This window comes from Paractinoplanes maris (assembly GCF_023544465.1).
In the GTDB taxonomy this organism is placed as follows: Bacteria; Actinomycetota; Actinomycetes; order Mycobacteriales; family Micromonosporaceae; genus Actinoplanes; species Actinoplanes maris.
In genome coordinates this window covers 545,644-560,158 of the sequence record NZ_JALPVL010000006.1, presented here as the reverse complement: position 1 = coordinate 560,158, position 14,515 = coordinate 545,644, and the positions used below count along the sequence as shown (strand labels likewise).

The 14,515-nt window shown below is 70.6% G+C and carries 11 protein-coding genes; 5 read left to right on the top strand and 6 right to left on the bottom strand.

Features of this window, described 5'->3' with window-relative positions; genetic code table 11:
- Nucleotides 1-44: 44 nt before the first annotated feature.
- Both NAG42_RS20455 and clpB read right to left on the bottom strand, forming a co-directional pair.
- Nucleotides 45-1,055 (bottom strand): hypothetical protein, encoded by a 1,011-nt coding sequence (locus NAG42_RS20455; protein WP_250032043.1) that lies wholly within the window; start codon nt 1,053-1,055, stop codon nt 45-47.
- A 578-nt stretch (nt 1,056-1,633) separates the two neighbouring features.
- The gene (clpB, locus tag NAG42_RS20450; RefSeq protein ID WP_250032042.1) at nt 1,634-4,225 is read right to left on the bottom strand and encodes an ATP-dependent chaperone ClpB; all 2,592 of its coding nucleotides are present in this window, start codon (nt 4,223-4,225) and stop codon (nt 1,634-1,636) included.
- A gap of 145 nt (nt 4,226-4,370) precedes the next feature.
- On the opposite strand from clpB, the gene NAG42_RS20445 reads away from it, so the two are divergent.
- From NAG42_RS20445 to NAG42_RS20430, 4 genes are all read left to right on the top strand, one after another.
- Entirely contained in the window at nt 4,371-5,618 is a 1,248-nt protein-coding gene (locus NAG42_RS20445) for a sugar efflux transporter (protein WP_250032041.1), read from the top strand.
- Between the two features lie 22 nt (nt 5,619-5,640).
- Nucleotides 5,641-6,138, top strand: coding sequence for a cation:proton antiporter regulatory subunit (locus NAG42_RS20440; protein ID WP_250032040.1), 498 nt, complete (start codon nt 5,641-5,643; stop codon nt 6,136-6,138).
- Nucleotides 6,138-7,346 carry a cation:proton antiporter gene (locus NAG42_RS20435; protein ID WP_250032039.1) on the top strand — a complete coding sequence of 403 codons (1,209 nt, stop codon included), beginning with the start codon at nt 6,138-6,140 and terminating at the stop codon, nt 7,344-7,346. The genes NAG42_RS20440 and NAG42_RS20435 overlap by 1 nt, the downstream gene beginning before the upstream one ends.
- A gap of 127 nt (nt 7,347-7,473) precedes the next feature.
- Nucleotides 7,474-7,923, top strand: coding sequence for a hypothetical protein (locus NAG42_RS20430; protein WP_250032038.1), 450 nt, complete (start codon nt 7,474-7,476; stop codon nt 7,921-7,923).
- 45 nt (nt 7,924-7,968) lie between these two features.
- Here NAG42_RS20430 and NAG42_RS20425 read toward each other — a convergent pair whose 3' ends face one another.
- The 4 genes from NAG42_RS20425 to dnaK all read right to left on the bottom strand — a co-directional run bounded on the left by NAG42_RS20425 (nt 7,969) and on the right by dnaK (nt 12,242).
- Complete coding sequence (locus NAG42_RS20425) at nt 7,969-8,403, bottom strand: heat shock protein transcriptional repressor HspR (protein WP_250032037.1); 435 nt, start codon at nt 8,401-8,403, stop codon at nt 7,969-7,971.
- A gap of 23 nt (nt 8,404-8,426) precedes the next feature.
- The gene (dnaJ, locus tag NAG42_RS20420; RefSeq protein WP_250032036.1) at nt 8,427-9,638 is read right to left on the bottom strand and encodes a molecular chaperone DnaJ; all 1,212 of its coding nucleotides are present in this window, start codon (nt 9,636-9,638) and stop codon (nt 8,427-8,429) included.
- A gap of 67 nt (nt 9,639-9,705) precedes the next feature.
- On the bottom strand, nt 9,706-10,350 hold the full coding sequence (grpE, locus tag NAG42_RS20415) for a nucleotide exchange factor GrpE (RefSeq protein WP_250032035.1): 645 nt from the start codon (nt 10,348-10,350) through the stop codon (nt 9,706-9,708).
- Complete coding sequence (gene dnaK, locus NAG42_RS20410) at nt 10,347-12,242, bottom strand: molecular chaperone DnaK (RefSeq protein ID WP_250032034.1); 1,896 nt, start codon at nt 12,240-12,242, stop codon at nt 10,347-10,349. The genes grpE and dnaK overlap by 4 nt, the downstream gene beginning before the upstream one ends.
- Before the next feature lie 466 nt (nt 12,243-12,708).
- Here dnaK and NAG42_RS20405 point away from each other — a divergent pair, with 466 nt between their 5' ends.
- On the top strand, nt 12,709-14,493 hold the full coding sequence (locus NAG42_RS20405; protein ID WP_250032033.1) for an ABC transporter: 1,785 nt from the start codon (nt 12,709-12,711) through the stop codon (nt 14,491-14,493).
- The last annotated feature ends 22 nt before the right edge of the window (nt 14,494-14,515 follow it).

The window sequence follows — 14,515 nt, the reverse complement described above, 5'->3', positions numbered from 1 at the left end:
GCCGAACCTACCCGGGCGCGACCGCGGGCGTGGGGTGAACCCGCTCAGGCCGGATCGGCCGGTGGCCGTGGTGGCCGGTCGTCACCGGTCGACGGGTCGGACGGCGGCGGGGCGTACGGGTCCGAGGCCGGCGGGAAACCGCTCGGCGGCGACTCCTGACCGGGATAGGGCGGAAGCCCCGGAGCCGGCTGCCCCGGCTGCCCCTGCTGCCCGGGATACGACGCCCCGGACGAAGGCTGCCCCGGGTACGAAGGCCCGGACGAGGGCTGCCCGGGATACGAAGGCCCGGACGAAGGCTGCCCAGGATAGGACGGCCCGGGATAGGAGGCCCCAGGTTGCGGCTGCCCGGGGTACGGCTGCTGCGGGTAGGGCGACTGACCAGGCTGAGCCGGATAACCGGGCTGTCCGTAACCCCCCGGCCCGTACCCCGAACCGCCCGGATACTGCGGATAGGGCACCGACGGGTCCCAGGCCGCGGCCGACGGTTTGCGGAAGAACTCGTTGGCCGCCGGCAGCGCCAGCAGGATGACCGTTCCGAGGATGGCCAGCAGCGCGAGCACCGACAGCGTGGTCGTGGCCGGCGTGTACCAGGACGGCAGTGCCGCGTCGAGCTGCCGCTGCACCTCGTCCTGCGACGGGCCGCCGGCCGTGGTGTCGCCGCCGACCGAGCCGACCAGCGCCGTGCTGCCCAGGCTGGCGCCGAAGCAGCAGAGCGAGATGCCACCGATCACCCAGGTCACGATCCGCGACGGGTTCTTGCCGCGGCCGTCGAAGTAGCCCAGCACCGCGAACCCCAGCCCGATGAGCAGGTTGACCACCGCGCCGCCGATGAAGATGAAGGTCACGAACGACTCGGCGCCGGCCGCCTCGGTGCCGGCGTAGGCGTCACGCACCGCGTCGGTCAGCGTGCCCGAGATCGAGAAGGTCAGCAGCGCGTTGATCACCTGGATGGCGGCCACCACGTAGAGCAGGTAGACCGCGACGGTCACGATGGTCGGACGCGGCCGGGCCCCAGGTGCCGGGTAACCGGGTGCGGGATTGCTCGGAACGGTCACAATGCCCCCAAATCTTGATCCATTCACGGTATCGGGCGACCGCCAACTCCGCGACCGACCGGTGCGGCTGCCCAATCTGTGGCAACATCGGCCGACGATGACCGAAATATCCGCAAATAGGTCGCTCGATCGAGGGGCGACACGGGTCGCCTGTGATCCCTACACTTTCGTCCGTGGCACCGACGAGGCAGCACCGAGCTCCCGCGATGCCCGCTGCCCGCACGAGTCGCCCGCCCCGCGCCAGACGCGCCTGGGCCGAGGCAGACCGACGCCGGGCAAGAGTCCCGTTACGCCGGCCGCGTGACCACACCGCGGCGGCCCCAGACCTGTTAAGGACCGGTGAGTCCCATGCCCCACGCCGACACTCTGACCGTCGTTCACCATGACGACACGAGAACCCGATTCGAAGACGTCCGGTATCAGCTGCACCGCGACGCCATCCGCATCTGGTCCGCCGACGGAGAGCAGGTCGTCACCGACGTCCTGATGACGCAGGCCTACCGGCAGAGACCGGTCACAACGTAAGACGAACGCGAAGAAGGGGTCCCGGGCCACATGCCCGGGACCCCTTCTTCGCATCAGAGGCCGCGCGTCACCACGAGGCCGTCCTTGCCCTCGCCGAGATCGACCACGACCGTGTCACCGTCGCGGATCTCCCCGGCCAGCAGGGCCCGGGCCAGCCCGTCGCCGATCGTCGACTGCACCAGCCGCCGCAGCGGGCGGGCGCCGTAGATCGGGTCGTACCCGTGCTCGCCCAGCCAGTCGATCGCCGGGCCGGTCACCTCGAGGGTGAGCCGCCGCTCGGCCAGGCGCTTGCGCAGCCGGCCGAGCTGGATGTCGACGATCGACGCCAGGTCCTGCCGGGTCAGAGCGTGGAACACCACGATGTCGTCGAGCCGGTTGAGGAACTCGGGCTTGAAGTGCCCGCGCACCACGGCCAGCACCTCGTCGCGCCGTTCCTCGTCGCCCATGGTGATGTCGGCCGTCTGCGAACCGAGGTTCGACGTCAGCACCAGGATCGCATTGCGGAAGTCGACCGTCCGGCCCTGACCGTCGGTGAGCCGGCCGTCGTCGAGCACCTGGAGCAGCACGTCGAAGACGTCCGGGTGGGCCTTCTCGACCTCGTCGAGCAGCACCACGCTGTAGGGCCGGCGCCGCACCGCCTCGGTGAGCTGGCCGCCCTCCTCGTAACCGACGTATCCGGGCGGGGCACCGACGAGCCGGGCGACCGAGTGCTTCTCGCCGTACTCGCTCATGTCGATGCGCACCATCGCGCGCTCGTCGTCGAAGAGGAACCCGGCCAGCGCCTTGGCCAGCTCGGTCTTGCCGACACCGGTGGGGCCCAGGAACAGGAAGCTGCCGGTGGGCCGGTCGGGGTCGGCGATGCCGGCCCGGGCCCGCCGCACGGCGCTGGCCACCGCGGCCACCGCCTCGGCCTGGCCGACCACGTTGGCCCGCAGGGACTCCTCCATGCGCAGCAGCTTGGTGGTCTCGCCCTCCATCATCCGGCCGGCCGGGATGCCGGTCCACGACGAGATGACCTCGGCGATGTCGTCCGCGCCGACCTCCTCCTTGACCATCGGCGGCTCGGCCTCGGTCTCCTCGTCGGCCGCGGCCGCGCTGGCCAGCTCCGACTCGAGGGCCGGAATCTCCTGGTACTGCAGCCGCGAGGCGGTCTCCCAGTCGGCGTCGCGCTGGGCCCGCTCGAGTGAGGCCTTGATCTCGTCGAGCTGCTTCTTGAGCTCACCGACCCGGTTGAGGCCGCCGCGCTCACGCTCCCAGCGGGCGTTGAGCGCGGTGAGCTCCTCCTCGCGGTCGGCCAGGTCGAACTCGAGGCGGGCCAGCCGGTCGCGGGAAGCGGGATCGGTCTCCTTCTCCAGCGCCAGCTTCTCGATCCGCATGCGGTCGACCTGCCGCTGGAGCTGGTCGAGCTCGACCGGGCGGGAGTCGATCTCCATGCGCAGCCGGGACGCGGCCTCGTCGATCAGGTCGATCGCCTTGTCGGGCAGGAACCGGTCGCTGATGTAGCGGTCGGACAGGCTGGCCGCGGCGACCAGGGCGGCATCGGTGATCTGCACCCGGTGGTGGGCCTCGTAGCGGCCCTTGAGCCCGCGCAGGATGCCGATCGTGTCCTCGACCGTCGGCTCGCCGACCACCACCGGCTGGAAGCGCCGCTCGAGGGCCGGGTCCTTCTCGATGTGCTCGCGGTACTCGTCGAGCGTGGTCGCGCCGACCATCCGCAGCTCACCGCGGGCCAGCATCGGCTTGAGCATGTTGCCGGCGTCCATCGAGCCCTCGCCCTTGCCCGCGCCGACCACCGTGTGCAGCTCGTCGAGGAACGTGACGACCTGGCCGTTGGAGTTGCGGATCTCCTCGAGGACGCTCTTGAGCCGTTCCTCGAACTGCCCGCGATATTGCGCGCCGGCCACCATCGCGCCCAGGTCGAGCGAGACCAGCTTCTTGTCGCGCAGGGTCTCGGGCACGTCGCCGGCCACGATGCGCTGGGCCAGGCCCTCGACGATCGCCGTCTTGCCGACGCCGGGCTCGCCGATGAGGACCGGGTTGTTTTTCGTACGGCGGGAGAGCACCTGCACGACCCGGCGGATCTCGGCGTCGCGGCCGATCACCGGGTCGATCTTGCCCTCACGCGCCAGTGCGGTCAGGTCGACGCTGTATTTCTCCAGCGCCTTGTAGGTCTGTTCGGGATCGGCGTTGGTGACCCGGCGCTCGCCCCCGCGCACCTGCGGGAACGCGGCGACCAGGGACTCCTCGGTGGCACCGACGTCCTTGAGCGCACGGCCGACGGCGCCACCGACCCGGGCCAGGCCGGCCAGCAGGTGCTCGGTCGAGATGTACTCGTCGCCCAGCGGCTGGGCGATCAGCTCGGCCTCGCCGATCGCGTTGACGAACTCACGGGACAGGCTGGGCTCGGCGGTGCTCGCGCCCCGGGCCGAGGGCAGCTGCTCGACGGCGCGCAGGGCGACCCGGCGTACGTCAGCGGGGTTGGCCCCGACCGCGCGCAACAGGGCCGGCGCCGTGGAGCCACCGGTGTCCAGCAACGACAGCAACATGTGCCACGGCTCGACGGTGGCGTGCCCACGCCGACCGGCGTCGGCGACCGCCCCCGTGATCACGTCGCGGCTCTTGGTGGTCAAGCGTTCGGCGTTCATGTGCTCCCTCGAATGGTTTCCCACCGCAGAACTTGAGCGTACTGAACTCAACTCTATGCCGATGGCGCCAGGTCGACAACGAAAGGTCGTGAGAGTCGCCACGGACCTCGGCGCGCCCACGAGCAGGCCCGTAACGTAGGGAATCATGGCCGTTCCACCAACGGCGCACGGCTCGGAGTCCCAGCACGGCTCGATGTCGCGGCGTCTGCTTCCGCTTGCCCTGATCTTCATCGCCGTCGGGATCGGCACCTCGTTCATCGGCCCGTTCCTCGCGCTGTTCCTCAGCGACGGCGTGCACGCCGGCCCGCTGCGGACCACGATCTTCCTGGTCGTCGCGCCACTCTCCGGCGTCCTGGTCTCGTCGCTGGCCGGGCGTCTCTCCGACCGTCGTCCGATCCGCCGCAAGCTGTTGCTGTCGGCCGCGCTGGCCGGCATGGCCGGGGCGGTGCTCACCGCGTTCATCCGCGACTACTGGGTGTTGCTCGCGGTCACGGTCACGCTGACCTCGCTGGCCGGCGCCCTTTTCCCGCAGAGCTTCGCGTACGCCCGGCAGGTGCTCCAGCAGGGCGACCCCAAGCGGGCCGCGATGGGCATCAGCACCCTGCGCATGCTCTTCTCAGTCGCATGGGTCGCCGGGCCACCGCTGGCCGCGCTGCTGCTCGCCGCTCGGGGCTTCGCCTACACGTACGGCCTGGTCGCGATCATGTACGGCCTGGCCGCGGTGATCGTCTACCGCTGGCTGCCCGAGATCGGCCCACCGGCCGGGCACACGGAGAGCGTCGAGAAGCACGTTCCCGAGGCGCCTCGCTCCACGATCTATCTGCTGGTCGCCGGTTTCACCGTCGTGCAGACCACGATGGTGCTGGGCGTGCAGGCGATGCCGCTGTTCGTCAGCGTCGAGCTGGGCGGCTCGGTGAGCGGGGCCGGCCTGATCCTGGGACTGTGCGCGGCGCTCGAGATCCCGCTGCTGCTCGGCTTCGGCGCGCTCGGCACCCGGCTGCCGCTGCGCTCGCTCATCCTCATCGGGGTGGTCTTCGGCATCGCCTATCAGGCCGTGGCGGTGACCGCCGGCTCGGTCTGGGTGCTGGCCGGAGCCCAGATCCTCAACGCCGCCTTCATCGCGGCGGTCGGCGGCCTGAGCATCACCTACATGCAGGACCTCCTGCCGGGCCACCCCGGACGAGCCACGACGCTGATCACCAACACGTTCCCGATCGGCCAGATCCTCGCCGCACCGGCGTTCGGCCTGGCTCAGCACTTCGACTACCGGCTCGCGTACGGGATCAATCTGGCCCTGGCGGTGCTCGGCCTCCTGCTGATCCTCGCGGCCCGCCGCACCCGCCGGATGGTCCCGGACGAGCGGCCGGAGGCCGTGCTGACCGGGACCGGGTGACGCCTGAGTTACCGTGGTGATCGTGCGTGTACGGGTGGAACAGACTCCGTTGCCGGGAATCGGCGTCCGGCATGACCTGGTGACGTCCTCGGGGCGTACGGTCGGCGTGGTCTCGCATCGCAATGGCCGCCGTGACCTGGTGCTCTACGACGTCGACGACCCCGATTCGTGTCTCGCGGCGATCCCGCTGACCGACGACGAGGCCGAGGCCCTGGCCGACGTGCTCGGCGCCTCGCTCATGCTGGGTCAGCTCGCCGGTCTGCGGCAGCAGGCGTCCGGTCTGCTGACCGAGCAGATCGCCCTGCCCGCCGGCTCGTCCTTCGTGGGGCGCAAGCTCGGCGACACCCGGGCCCGCACCCGCACCGGCGCTTCGATCGTGGCCGTGATGCGCGACCGCGAGGTCGTCCCCTCCCCCGGGCCGGAGTTCGTCTTCGAGGCGAACGACGTGGTGGTCGCGGTCGGCACCCGCCAGGGCCTGGACGGCGTGACCGCCATCCTGGCCGGCGACTCCGACGACTGATGCACGAAACGACGATCCTCCTGATCGAGGTCGGCGCGCTGCTCTTCGCGCTCGGCATGCTCGGCCGGCTGGGCCGCCGCTTCGGCCTCTCGCCCATCCCGCTCTATCTGCTGGCCGGTCTCGCCTTCGGGCACGGTGGCTTCATCCCGCTCTCGGCCAGCGAGCAGTTCATCGAGATCGGCGCCTCCATCGGCGTCATCCTGCTGCTGGTCATGCTGGGTCTCGAATACTCGGCCGGCGAGCTCGTGGGCAACCTGCGCGCCGCGGCCCCGGCCGGGCTGCTCGACGCGGTCTTCAACGCGTTGCCCGGCGCCGCCTTCGCCTTCCTGATGGGCTGGGACTGGCGGGCCGCCCTGGTGCTGGCCGGCATCACCTGGGTCTCGTCCTCCGGGGTGATCGCCAAGGTGCTGGGCGATCTGGGCCGGCTCGGTAACCGCGAGACCCCGGTGATCCTCTCGGTGCTGGTCATCGAGGACCTGGCCATGGCGTTCTACCTGCCCCTGGTCACCGCTGTGCTGGCCGGCGTGGGTCTGCTCGGCGGTCTCAAGGCGCTGGGCGTCGCGGTGGTCACCGTGGTGGCGGTGCTGGTCGTCGCGATCCGGTACGGGCGGCAGATCAGTGCCCTGATCTCGGCTCGCGACCCCGAGGCGCTGCTGCTCGGCGTCTTCGGCCTGACATTGTTCGTGGCCGGGGTGGCCGAGGAACTGAACGTCTCGGCCGCGGTCGGCGCGTTCCTGGTCGGCATCGCCATCTCGGGCCCGGTCGCCCATCACGCGACCCAGATGCTGTCACCGCTGCGCGACCTGTTCGCCGCGGTGTTCTTCGTCTTCTTCGGGCTCTCCACCGATCCGGCCGACATGCCGCCCGTGCTGTTGCCGGCGCTGGGCCTGGCCGTGGTCACCATGCTGACCAAGGTGGCGACCGGCTATTTCGCGGCCCGCCGGGTGGGCATCGCCGTGCCCGGCCGGCTGCGGGCCGGGCTCGCGCTCATGCCGCGCGGCGAGTTCTCGATCGTCATCGCCGGGCTCGCCGTCGCCTCGGGGGTCGAGCCCCGGCTGGCCCCGCTGGCCACGGCGTACGTGTTGATCACTGTGGTGTCCGGCCCGCTGCTCGCCCGGTTGCCCGATTACGACTGGTTCAAGACCTTTATCCGCAGGTGGCGGCAGCCATCGCGGCCCGCGGTGCAGCCTCTGGCGGCGGAGGACTGACGTCTCGGCTGCTCAAAGCTACTGACCGGTATCCGATTGTAAGCTCTTGACACTTTCGCGGGACTAGGTCGGCGCGATACTTTCCCCTGCGACAACTACGTGTTATCGGACTTTCTCGGGCGGCGACGTGACAGTGCGTGAGTCGACTTTTTTCGGATTCGCCAATCCGGTCGATCCTCGGCCGGAGGAGCTACAGGCATGGGCCTACCATCCGGAGGCCGTGCCGCTCAGCGGCATGCCTCCCGACTGGGACCTGCTGATCGCCGGCGACGTGCTGGCGCCCACCCTCTTCGAGCTGGCCATGGACAGGCAGTGCCCGGCCCGCCGTTTCGCCCAGCACTGTCTGTATATCTACGCGGCCGACGGCGTCCGGCAGAACGCGTCCGGCCAGCGTAAGAGGCGGCTCAAGAAATTCGTCGAGCGGGCCGAGGAGGTCGGCGACGAGCCGATGTCGATCTGGGCGCACAACTGCCGCGTGCTGTTGAACCGTCCCGAGATCTTCGACTACTCCGAGTGGATCGAGGGCGGCCTGGTGCGCCACCCCCGCCGCCTCGGCCTGTTCAACAACGGACGCTGACAGCGAGAGCCCCGCGAGTTCGCGGGGCTCTGCCTTGTCGCAGGCCTATCTGTCGGGGGCCCGCCGGGGGCGCCACACGACCAGCGCGGTCGACGGGCGCTCCTGACGCACCAGGTCACCCCGGCCGTACGGGCTCTCGAGCTGAGCGATCCGGGTGTACGCGTCGGTGAGCTCGTGCTCGAGCTCGCGCACCCGCTGCTGGAGGTCGCCCACCAGCTGCTCGAGGCCGATGATGCGCTTGATCCCGGCCAGGTTGACGCCTTCCTCCTGGCTGAGCTTCTGCACTTCCCGCAGCAGCGCGACGTCCCGTTCGCTGTACCGGCGTCCGCCCCCACCGGCCCGGCCCGGCTGCACCAGCCCGAGCCGGTCGTACTGGCGGAGCGTTTGCGGGTGCATCCCGGCGAGGCGAGCCGCGACCGAGATGATCAGGACCTTGGCGTCGGAGGTCTGCTCGACCGAGATGCTGATCTCCTCATGCATGGGGCACCTCCATCAAACTCTCGCTAGTTGCCCTGAGTGTTGCGGCGCACCCGAGCCTCGAGCCGCTCCCGCCCGGCGGGCGCGGTCAGCTTGGCGAATCGCTCCAGGGCGTCCCTGGCTTCCCCCGTGACGCCGCCCGGCACCTGCACGTCGACCGTGACGATCAGGTCCCCGGGTGGACCGTCCTTGCGTGTCACTCCCTTGCCGCGCGCCCGCAGCTTGCGGCCGCTCGGCGTGCCCGGTGGCACCCGCAGGGTGACCGGGCCGTCCAGCGTCGGCACTCGCAGGTCGGCCCCCAGCACCGCCTCGGCGATGGTCACCGGCACAACCAGGGTCAGATCGTCACCGGTACGCCCGAACAACTCGTCCGGCCGCACCCCGACCTGCACATAGAGGTCGCCCGCGGGACCACCGCGGTCGCCCGGCTCGCCCCGGCCGCTGAGCCGGATGCGCTGACCGTCGGCGACCCCGGCCGGGAACCGCACGTTGATCGTGCGGTTCTTGGTGATGCCGCCCGTGCCCCGGCACTCCGGGCACTTCTCGTCGACGATCGACCCCGCGCCCTGACAGTCCCGGCACGGCTCGGAGAAGCTGAACGACCCCTGGTTACGGGAGATGAGACCGCTGCCCTGACACTGCGGACAGGTCCGCGGCGACGTGCCGGGCTTGGCCCCACTTCCGTGGCAGATCTCGCACTCGCCGGCCGAGCGCAGGGTCAACGGCAACGTCGTGCCCCTGACCGCCTGCGCGAAGTCGAGCGTCACCTCGGTCTCCACATCGCGTCCGCGACGCGGACCACCTCGTCGGGCGGCGCCACCACCAGGCCCACCGCCCGAGAATATCGAGCTGAATATGTCCGAGAAGCCGGCGCCGCCGAACCGCCGGTCACCGGCCGCGCCACCCGCCGCCCCGGCCCCGCTGAATCCGCCGAACAGGTCGGACGGGTCGAACTGGGTGCCACCGGCGCCGGGGCGGGCACCCCGGCGGAAGGCGCCCGAGCCGAACAGCGAGCGCATCTCGTCGTACTCTTTGCGCTTCTTGTCGTCCGAGAGCACGTCGTACGCCTCGGAGGCGGCCTTGAACTTCTCCTCCGCCTCCTTGTTACCGGGGTTGCGGTCCGGGTGCAGATCCCGGGCGAGTTTCCGGTAAGCCTTCTTGATCTCGTCGGTCGGAGCGGACTTGGGCACGCCGAGAACGGCATAGAAGTCCTTCTCGAGCCAGTCCTTCGAGCTCATCCCGCCTCCCCCCTCCTGCGGTTGGTCCCGCCCGCCGCGGTGCGGCGGACGGGACGAACGTGTGAGATCACTCCGGGTCGGCCACCGCGACCATGGCTGGTCGCAGAAGCCGCTCGCCCAGGTTGTAACCGCGGCGCATGACCTCGACGCAGGTCGGCTCGGTGACGTCCGCGGACGTCTGGTGAGCGACCGCCTCGTGGCGGTTGGGGTCGAACGGGTCGCCCTTCTCGCCGAAGGCCACCAGGCCCAGCTTGCCGGTCACCGTGGTCAGCGACTCGGCCACCGAGGCGAACGGGCCGACCAGGTCGCCGTGCTCGCGCGCCCGGTCGATGTCGTCGAGCACCGGCAGCAGCGCGGTCAGCACCGCGCCCGTGGTCTGCTCGGCCGCCGCCCCACGGTCGCGGTCGACCCGCTTGCGGTAGTTGGCGTACTCGGCGGTCACCCGCTGCAGGTCGTGCGTCCGCTCGTCGAGCTCGGTCCGCAGGGCCTCCAGCTCGGCGCCCAGCGCCGCCTTCGGCTCCTCCTCGGACTGCTGCTCCTCGTCCTCTTCCACTTCGGGAGCCACCTCCTCGGCATCGGACGCCCGGTGGGCGCCGACCGTGGCCTTGCCCTTGGCCGTGGGAGCCTTGGACTCGGTGTCAATCTTGCGGCGGTCCCGGATGACGACCCGCTCGGTCGTCTGACCGTCGTTCTCGTCGTCCGTGGCAGTCACTTCTTGTCGTCCTCCACGATCTCGGCGTCGACGACGTCGTCAGCGCCACCCGCGGACGGGCCCGAGTTCGGCGTGCCGCCGGCCGGACCGGCCGAGCCACCGGAGGCACCCGGGGCGTCCTGCGGACCGGCGCCGCCGGCCGCCGCCTGCGCGGCGTCACCCTGCGAGTACAGCTGCGAGCCGGCCTCCTGGGAGACCTGCGACAGACGCTCGTGGGCTTCTTTGATCTTCTCGATGTCGGTGCCACCGAGCGCGCCCCGGAGCTCGCCCAGCGCCTCGCCGATCTTGTTCTTGCTGTCCTCGGGCAGCTTGTCGCCGCTCTCGGCCAGGAACTTCTCGGTCTGCCACTGGAGCTGCTCGGCCAGGTTGCGGGTCTCCGCGTCGTCGCGGCGCTTCTTGTCCTCGTCGGCGTGGTCCTGAGCGTCGCGCATCATGCGCTCGATGTCGTCCTTGGGCAGCGCGGAGCCGCCGGTGATCGTCATCTTCTGCTCCTTGCCCGTGCCCAGGTCCTTGGCGGACACGTGCACGATGCCGTTCGCGTCGATGTCGAACGAGACCTCGATCTGCGGGACGCCGCGGGGCGCCGGAGCGATGCCGCTGAGCTCGAAGGTGCCGAGCTTCTTGTTGTACGCCGCCATCTCGCGCTCGCCCTGGAAGACCTGGATGAGCACGGAGGGCTGGTTGTCCTCGGCGGTCGTGTAGACCTCGGAGCGGTGCGCCGGGATGGTCGTGTTGCGCTCGACCAGCTTGTGCATGATGCCGCCCTTGGTCTCGATGCCCAGCGAGAGCGGGGTCACGTCGAGCAGCAGGACGTCCTTGACCTCGCCGCGCAGCACACCGGCCTGCAGGGCAGCACCGACGGCGACGACCTCGTCCGGGTTGACGCCCTTGTTGGGCTCCTTGCCGGTGATGCTCTTGACCAGGTCGGCCACGGCCGGCATGCGGGTCGATCCACCGACCAGGATGACGTGGTCGACGTCGGCCAGCTTGACGTCGGCGTCCTTGATCGCGGACTCGAACGGGCCCTTGCAGCGGTCGAGCAGATCCTGGGTCATGCGCTGGAACTCGGCGCGGCTCAGCGACATGTCGAGGTGCAGCGGGCCGTCCGGGCCGGCCGTGATGTAGGGCAGGTTGATGCTGGTGGTCGAGGCGGCGGAAAGCTCGATCTTCGCCTTCTCGGCGGCCTCGCGGAGACGCTGCAGGGCCATCTTGTCGTTGCCGAGGTCGATGCCGTGCTCACCGCGGAACGTCTTGACCAGGTGGTCGATGACCCGCTGGTCCCAGTCGTCGCCACCGAGGTGGTTGTCGCCCGAGGTGCTCTTGACCTCGATGACGCCGTCGCCCAGCTCGAGCAGCGAGACGTCGAAGGTGCCGCCGCCGAGGTCGAAGACCAGGACGGTCTGCTCCTTGGAGCCCTTGTCCAGGCCGTAGGCCAGCGCCGCGGCGGTGGGCTCGTTGACGATGCGCAGGACGTTGAGGCCGGCGATCTCGCCCGCCTCCTTGGTGGCCTGGCGCTGGGCGTCGTTGAAGTAGGCGGGGACGGTGATGACCGCGTCGGTCACCGTCTCACCGAGGTAGGCCTCGGAGTCGCGCTTGAGCTTCATCAGGACCCGGGCCGAGATCTCCTGCGGGTTGTACTTCTTGTCGTCGATGTCGATCGACCAGTTCGTGCCGACCTCGCGCTTGACCGAGCGAATGGTCCGGTCGGGGTTGGTCACCGCCTGACGCTTGGCGACCTCACCGACGAGCACCTCACCGTTGCGGGCGAAGGCGACGATCGACGGGGTCGTCCGTGAGCCCTCCGCATTGGCGATGACGGTGGGCTCGCCTCCTTCCAGAACACTGACGCAGGAGTTCGTGGTGCCGAGGTCGATACCGACCGCACGTGCCATGGTGATCCTCGCTTCACAGCTTTTGATGACTCAGGTCGAACAAGGTTGAGTGGAACCGACTCAATGATGCCACGGGCATGCCAACCGTCAAGTCGAAGTTGAGTCACCTCGGCGCAACTGCCAGCAACCTGCCAGGTTTCCCAGCGGTTTCCCCGTGCCGCAACAGTTCGGTAGATACCTGTCCGGTCACGGCATACCGGCACCTGTTGTCCTGCATGCATAGATCAGGCACTCTTTACCCGTGACGACGCACGGTGACGCGGTCGGTCCGTCGGCCCTGTCCGCCGCACCCGCCGCCATGCGAGAGCCCGAGACGGTTTCCGCCGACGGCTCAGAGGGCAAGAAAGAGCAGGTCAGCCCGACTACCGCCGATACGGCGGACCCCTTGGATCGTACGGAATCCGACGTGCCCCGTCAGTCACATGAGGAACCCGGAGCCGAGGCCCCCACGGCCCCAGCCGAAGCCATGCCCGAGAACCGTCCCGCCGACCTGGGCGAGGCGGACGCCCGCGCGCTGCCCGCCCCCGCCGAGGAGTCGTCCGGCGTCGACCAGCTGGCCGCGGCGCTCGGCCGCCTGCGCACGGTGATCAGCGACACGGCGTACCCGCTGGTCATGCCCTCCTCCGAGGAGGCTCAGCGGGTCGGCTCGGCGCTCGTGACCCAGCTCGACGACTACCTGCTGCCCCGCCTGGCCCGGCTCGACGCGCCCCTGCTGGTGGTCGTCGGCGGGTCCACCGGCGCCGGCAAGTCGACACTGGTCAACAGCCTCGTCCGCGCCCCGGTGAGCACGGCCGGCGTGCTGCGCCCGACCACCCGCTCGCCGGTGCTGGTGAGCAACCCGGCCGACCTGCCCTGGTTCCAGCAGGGTGAGCTGCTGCCCGGCCTGGTGCGCACCCGCGAGCCCAGCAACGACGCCACCGCCCTGCAGGTCGTCTCGGCCCCCGCGCTCGGCGCCGGTCTGGCCTTCCTGGACGCCCCCGACATCGACTCGGTGGTCGACCGCAACCGCAAGCTCGCGGCACAGCTGCTGGCCGCGGCCGACCTCTGGCTGTTCGTCACCACCGCGGCCCGGTACGCCGACGCGGTGCCGTGGGAGCTGCTCACCACGGCCCGGCTGCGCGGCACGGTGATCGCACTCGTGCTCGACCGGGTGCCCGCCGAGGCCGCGGCCGAGATCGCCACCCACCTGCAGGACATGCTCAACGTCCGCGACCTGGGCGCCGCGCCGCTGTTCGTGCTGCCCGAGACCCGGCTGGACGGCCAGGGGCTGATCGCCGAGGACGTCATCGCCCCGCTGCACGACTGGTTCGGGCGGCTGGCGGCCGACAGCAACGCCCGCGCCGCCGTGGTCCGGCAGACGCTGGACGGGGCGCTCATCTCGCTCGGCCCGGCCGTCACCGGTCTGGCCGACGCCGCCGACGAGCAGGCCCGGGCGGCCAAGGCGCTGGGCGACCGGGTCACCGCGGCCTACCGCACCGGGCGCCAGACGATGGCCGACGGCCTGCGGGACGGCCGCCTGATGCGCGGCGAGGTGCTGGCCCGGTGGCAGGAGTTCGTCGGCACCGGCGAGTTCCTCAAGACCCTCGAGAGCAAGGTCGGCCAGCTGCGCGACCGGTTCGTCTCGGCGCTCACCGGCCGTCCGCTGCCCGGTCGCAACCTCCAGACGGCGCTCGAGTCGCAGCTGGTCACGCTGCTGCGCGGGATTGCCACCGACGCGGCCGAGCAGGCGTACGCGGCCTGGCAGGCCCACCCGGCCGGAGCGGCCCTGCTCGCGCCCGACCTGCAGCGTCCCTCGCCCGACCTGCCCGACCGGGCCGACCGCCTGGTCCGCGACTGGCAGCAGTGGGTGCTCGGTCTGGTCCGCCAGGAGGGTGCGGAGAAACGCGTGGTCGCACGGGGCGCGGCGTACGCGGTGAACGGGGCCGGCCTGGCCGTGATGATCGCCGTCTTCACCTCGACCGCGTTCATCCCGACCGGGCTCGAGGTCGCCGCCGGGGCCGGCAGCGCGGTCGCCGCGCAAAAGGTGCTCGAGGCGATCTTCGGCGATCAGGCCATCCGCACGCTGGCCACCCAGGCCCGCGAGGATCTGCTGCTGCGCGCGGGCAAGCTGTTCGACACCGAGGCCGCCCGGTTCACCGACCGGCTCGCCGCGGTCGGTCTCGAGGACGAGCCGGGGGCCCGCCTGCGGCAGGCCGCGGCCGACGTGGAGACTGCCCGTACCGAGCTCGCGTTGACGGAGAGCACGGCGTGAGCTTGATCGAGAAGGTGCGCGA

Coding starts and splice junctions, on each gene's coding strand:
- NAG42_RS20425 (WP_250032037.1), bottom strand. CDS start 8,403: ATGCATGAGGAGATCAGCATCTCGGTCGAGCAGACCTCCGACGCCAAG.
- dnaJ (WP_250032036.1), bottom strand. CDS start 9,638: ATGAGCTCGAAGGACTGGCTCGAGAAGGACTTCTATGCCGTTCTCGGC.
- clpB (WP_250032042.1), bottom strand. CDS start 4,225: ATGAACGCCGAACGCTTGACCACCAAGAGCCGCGACGTGATCACGGGG.
- NAG42_RS20445 (WP_250032041.1), top strand. CDS start 4,371: ATGGCCGTTCCACCAACGGCGCACGGCTCGGAGTCCCAGCACGGCTCG.
- NAG42_RS20435 (WP_250032039.1), top strand. CDS start 6,138: ATGCACGAAACGACGATCCTCCTGATCGAGGTCGGCGCGCTGCTCTTC.
- NAG42_RS20405 (WP_250032033.1), top strand. CDS start 12,709: ATGCCCGAGAACCGTCCCGCCGACCTGGGCGAGGCGGACGCCCGCGCG.
- dnaK (WP_250032034.1), bottom strand. CDS start 12,242: ATGGCACGTGCGGTCGGTATCGACCTCGGCACCACGAACTCCTGCGTC.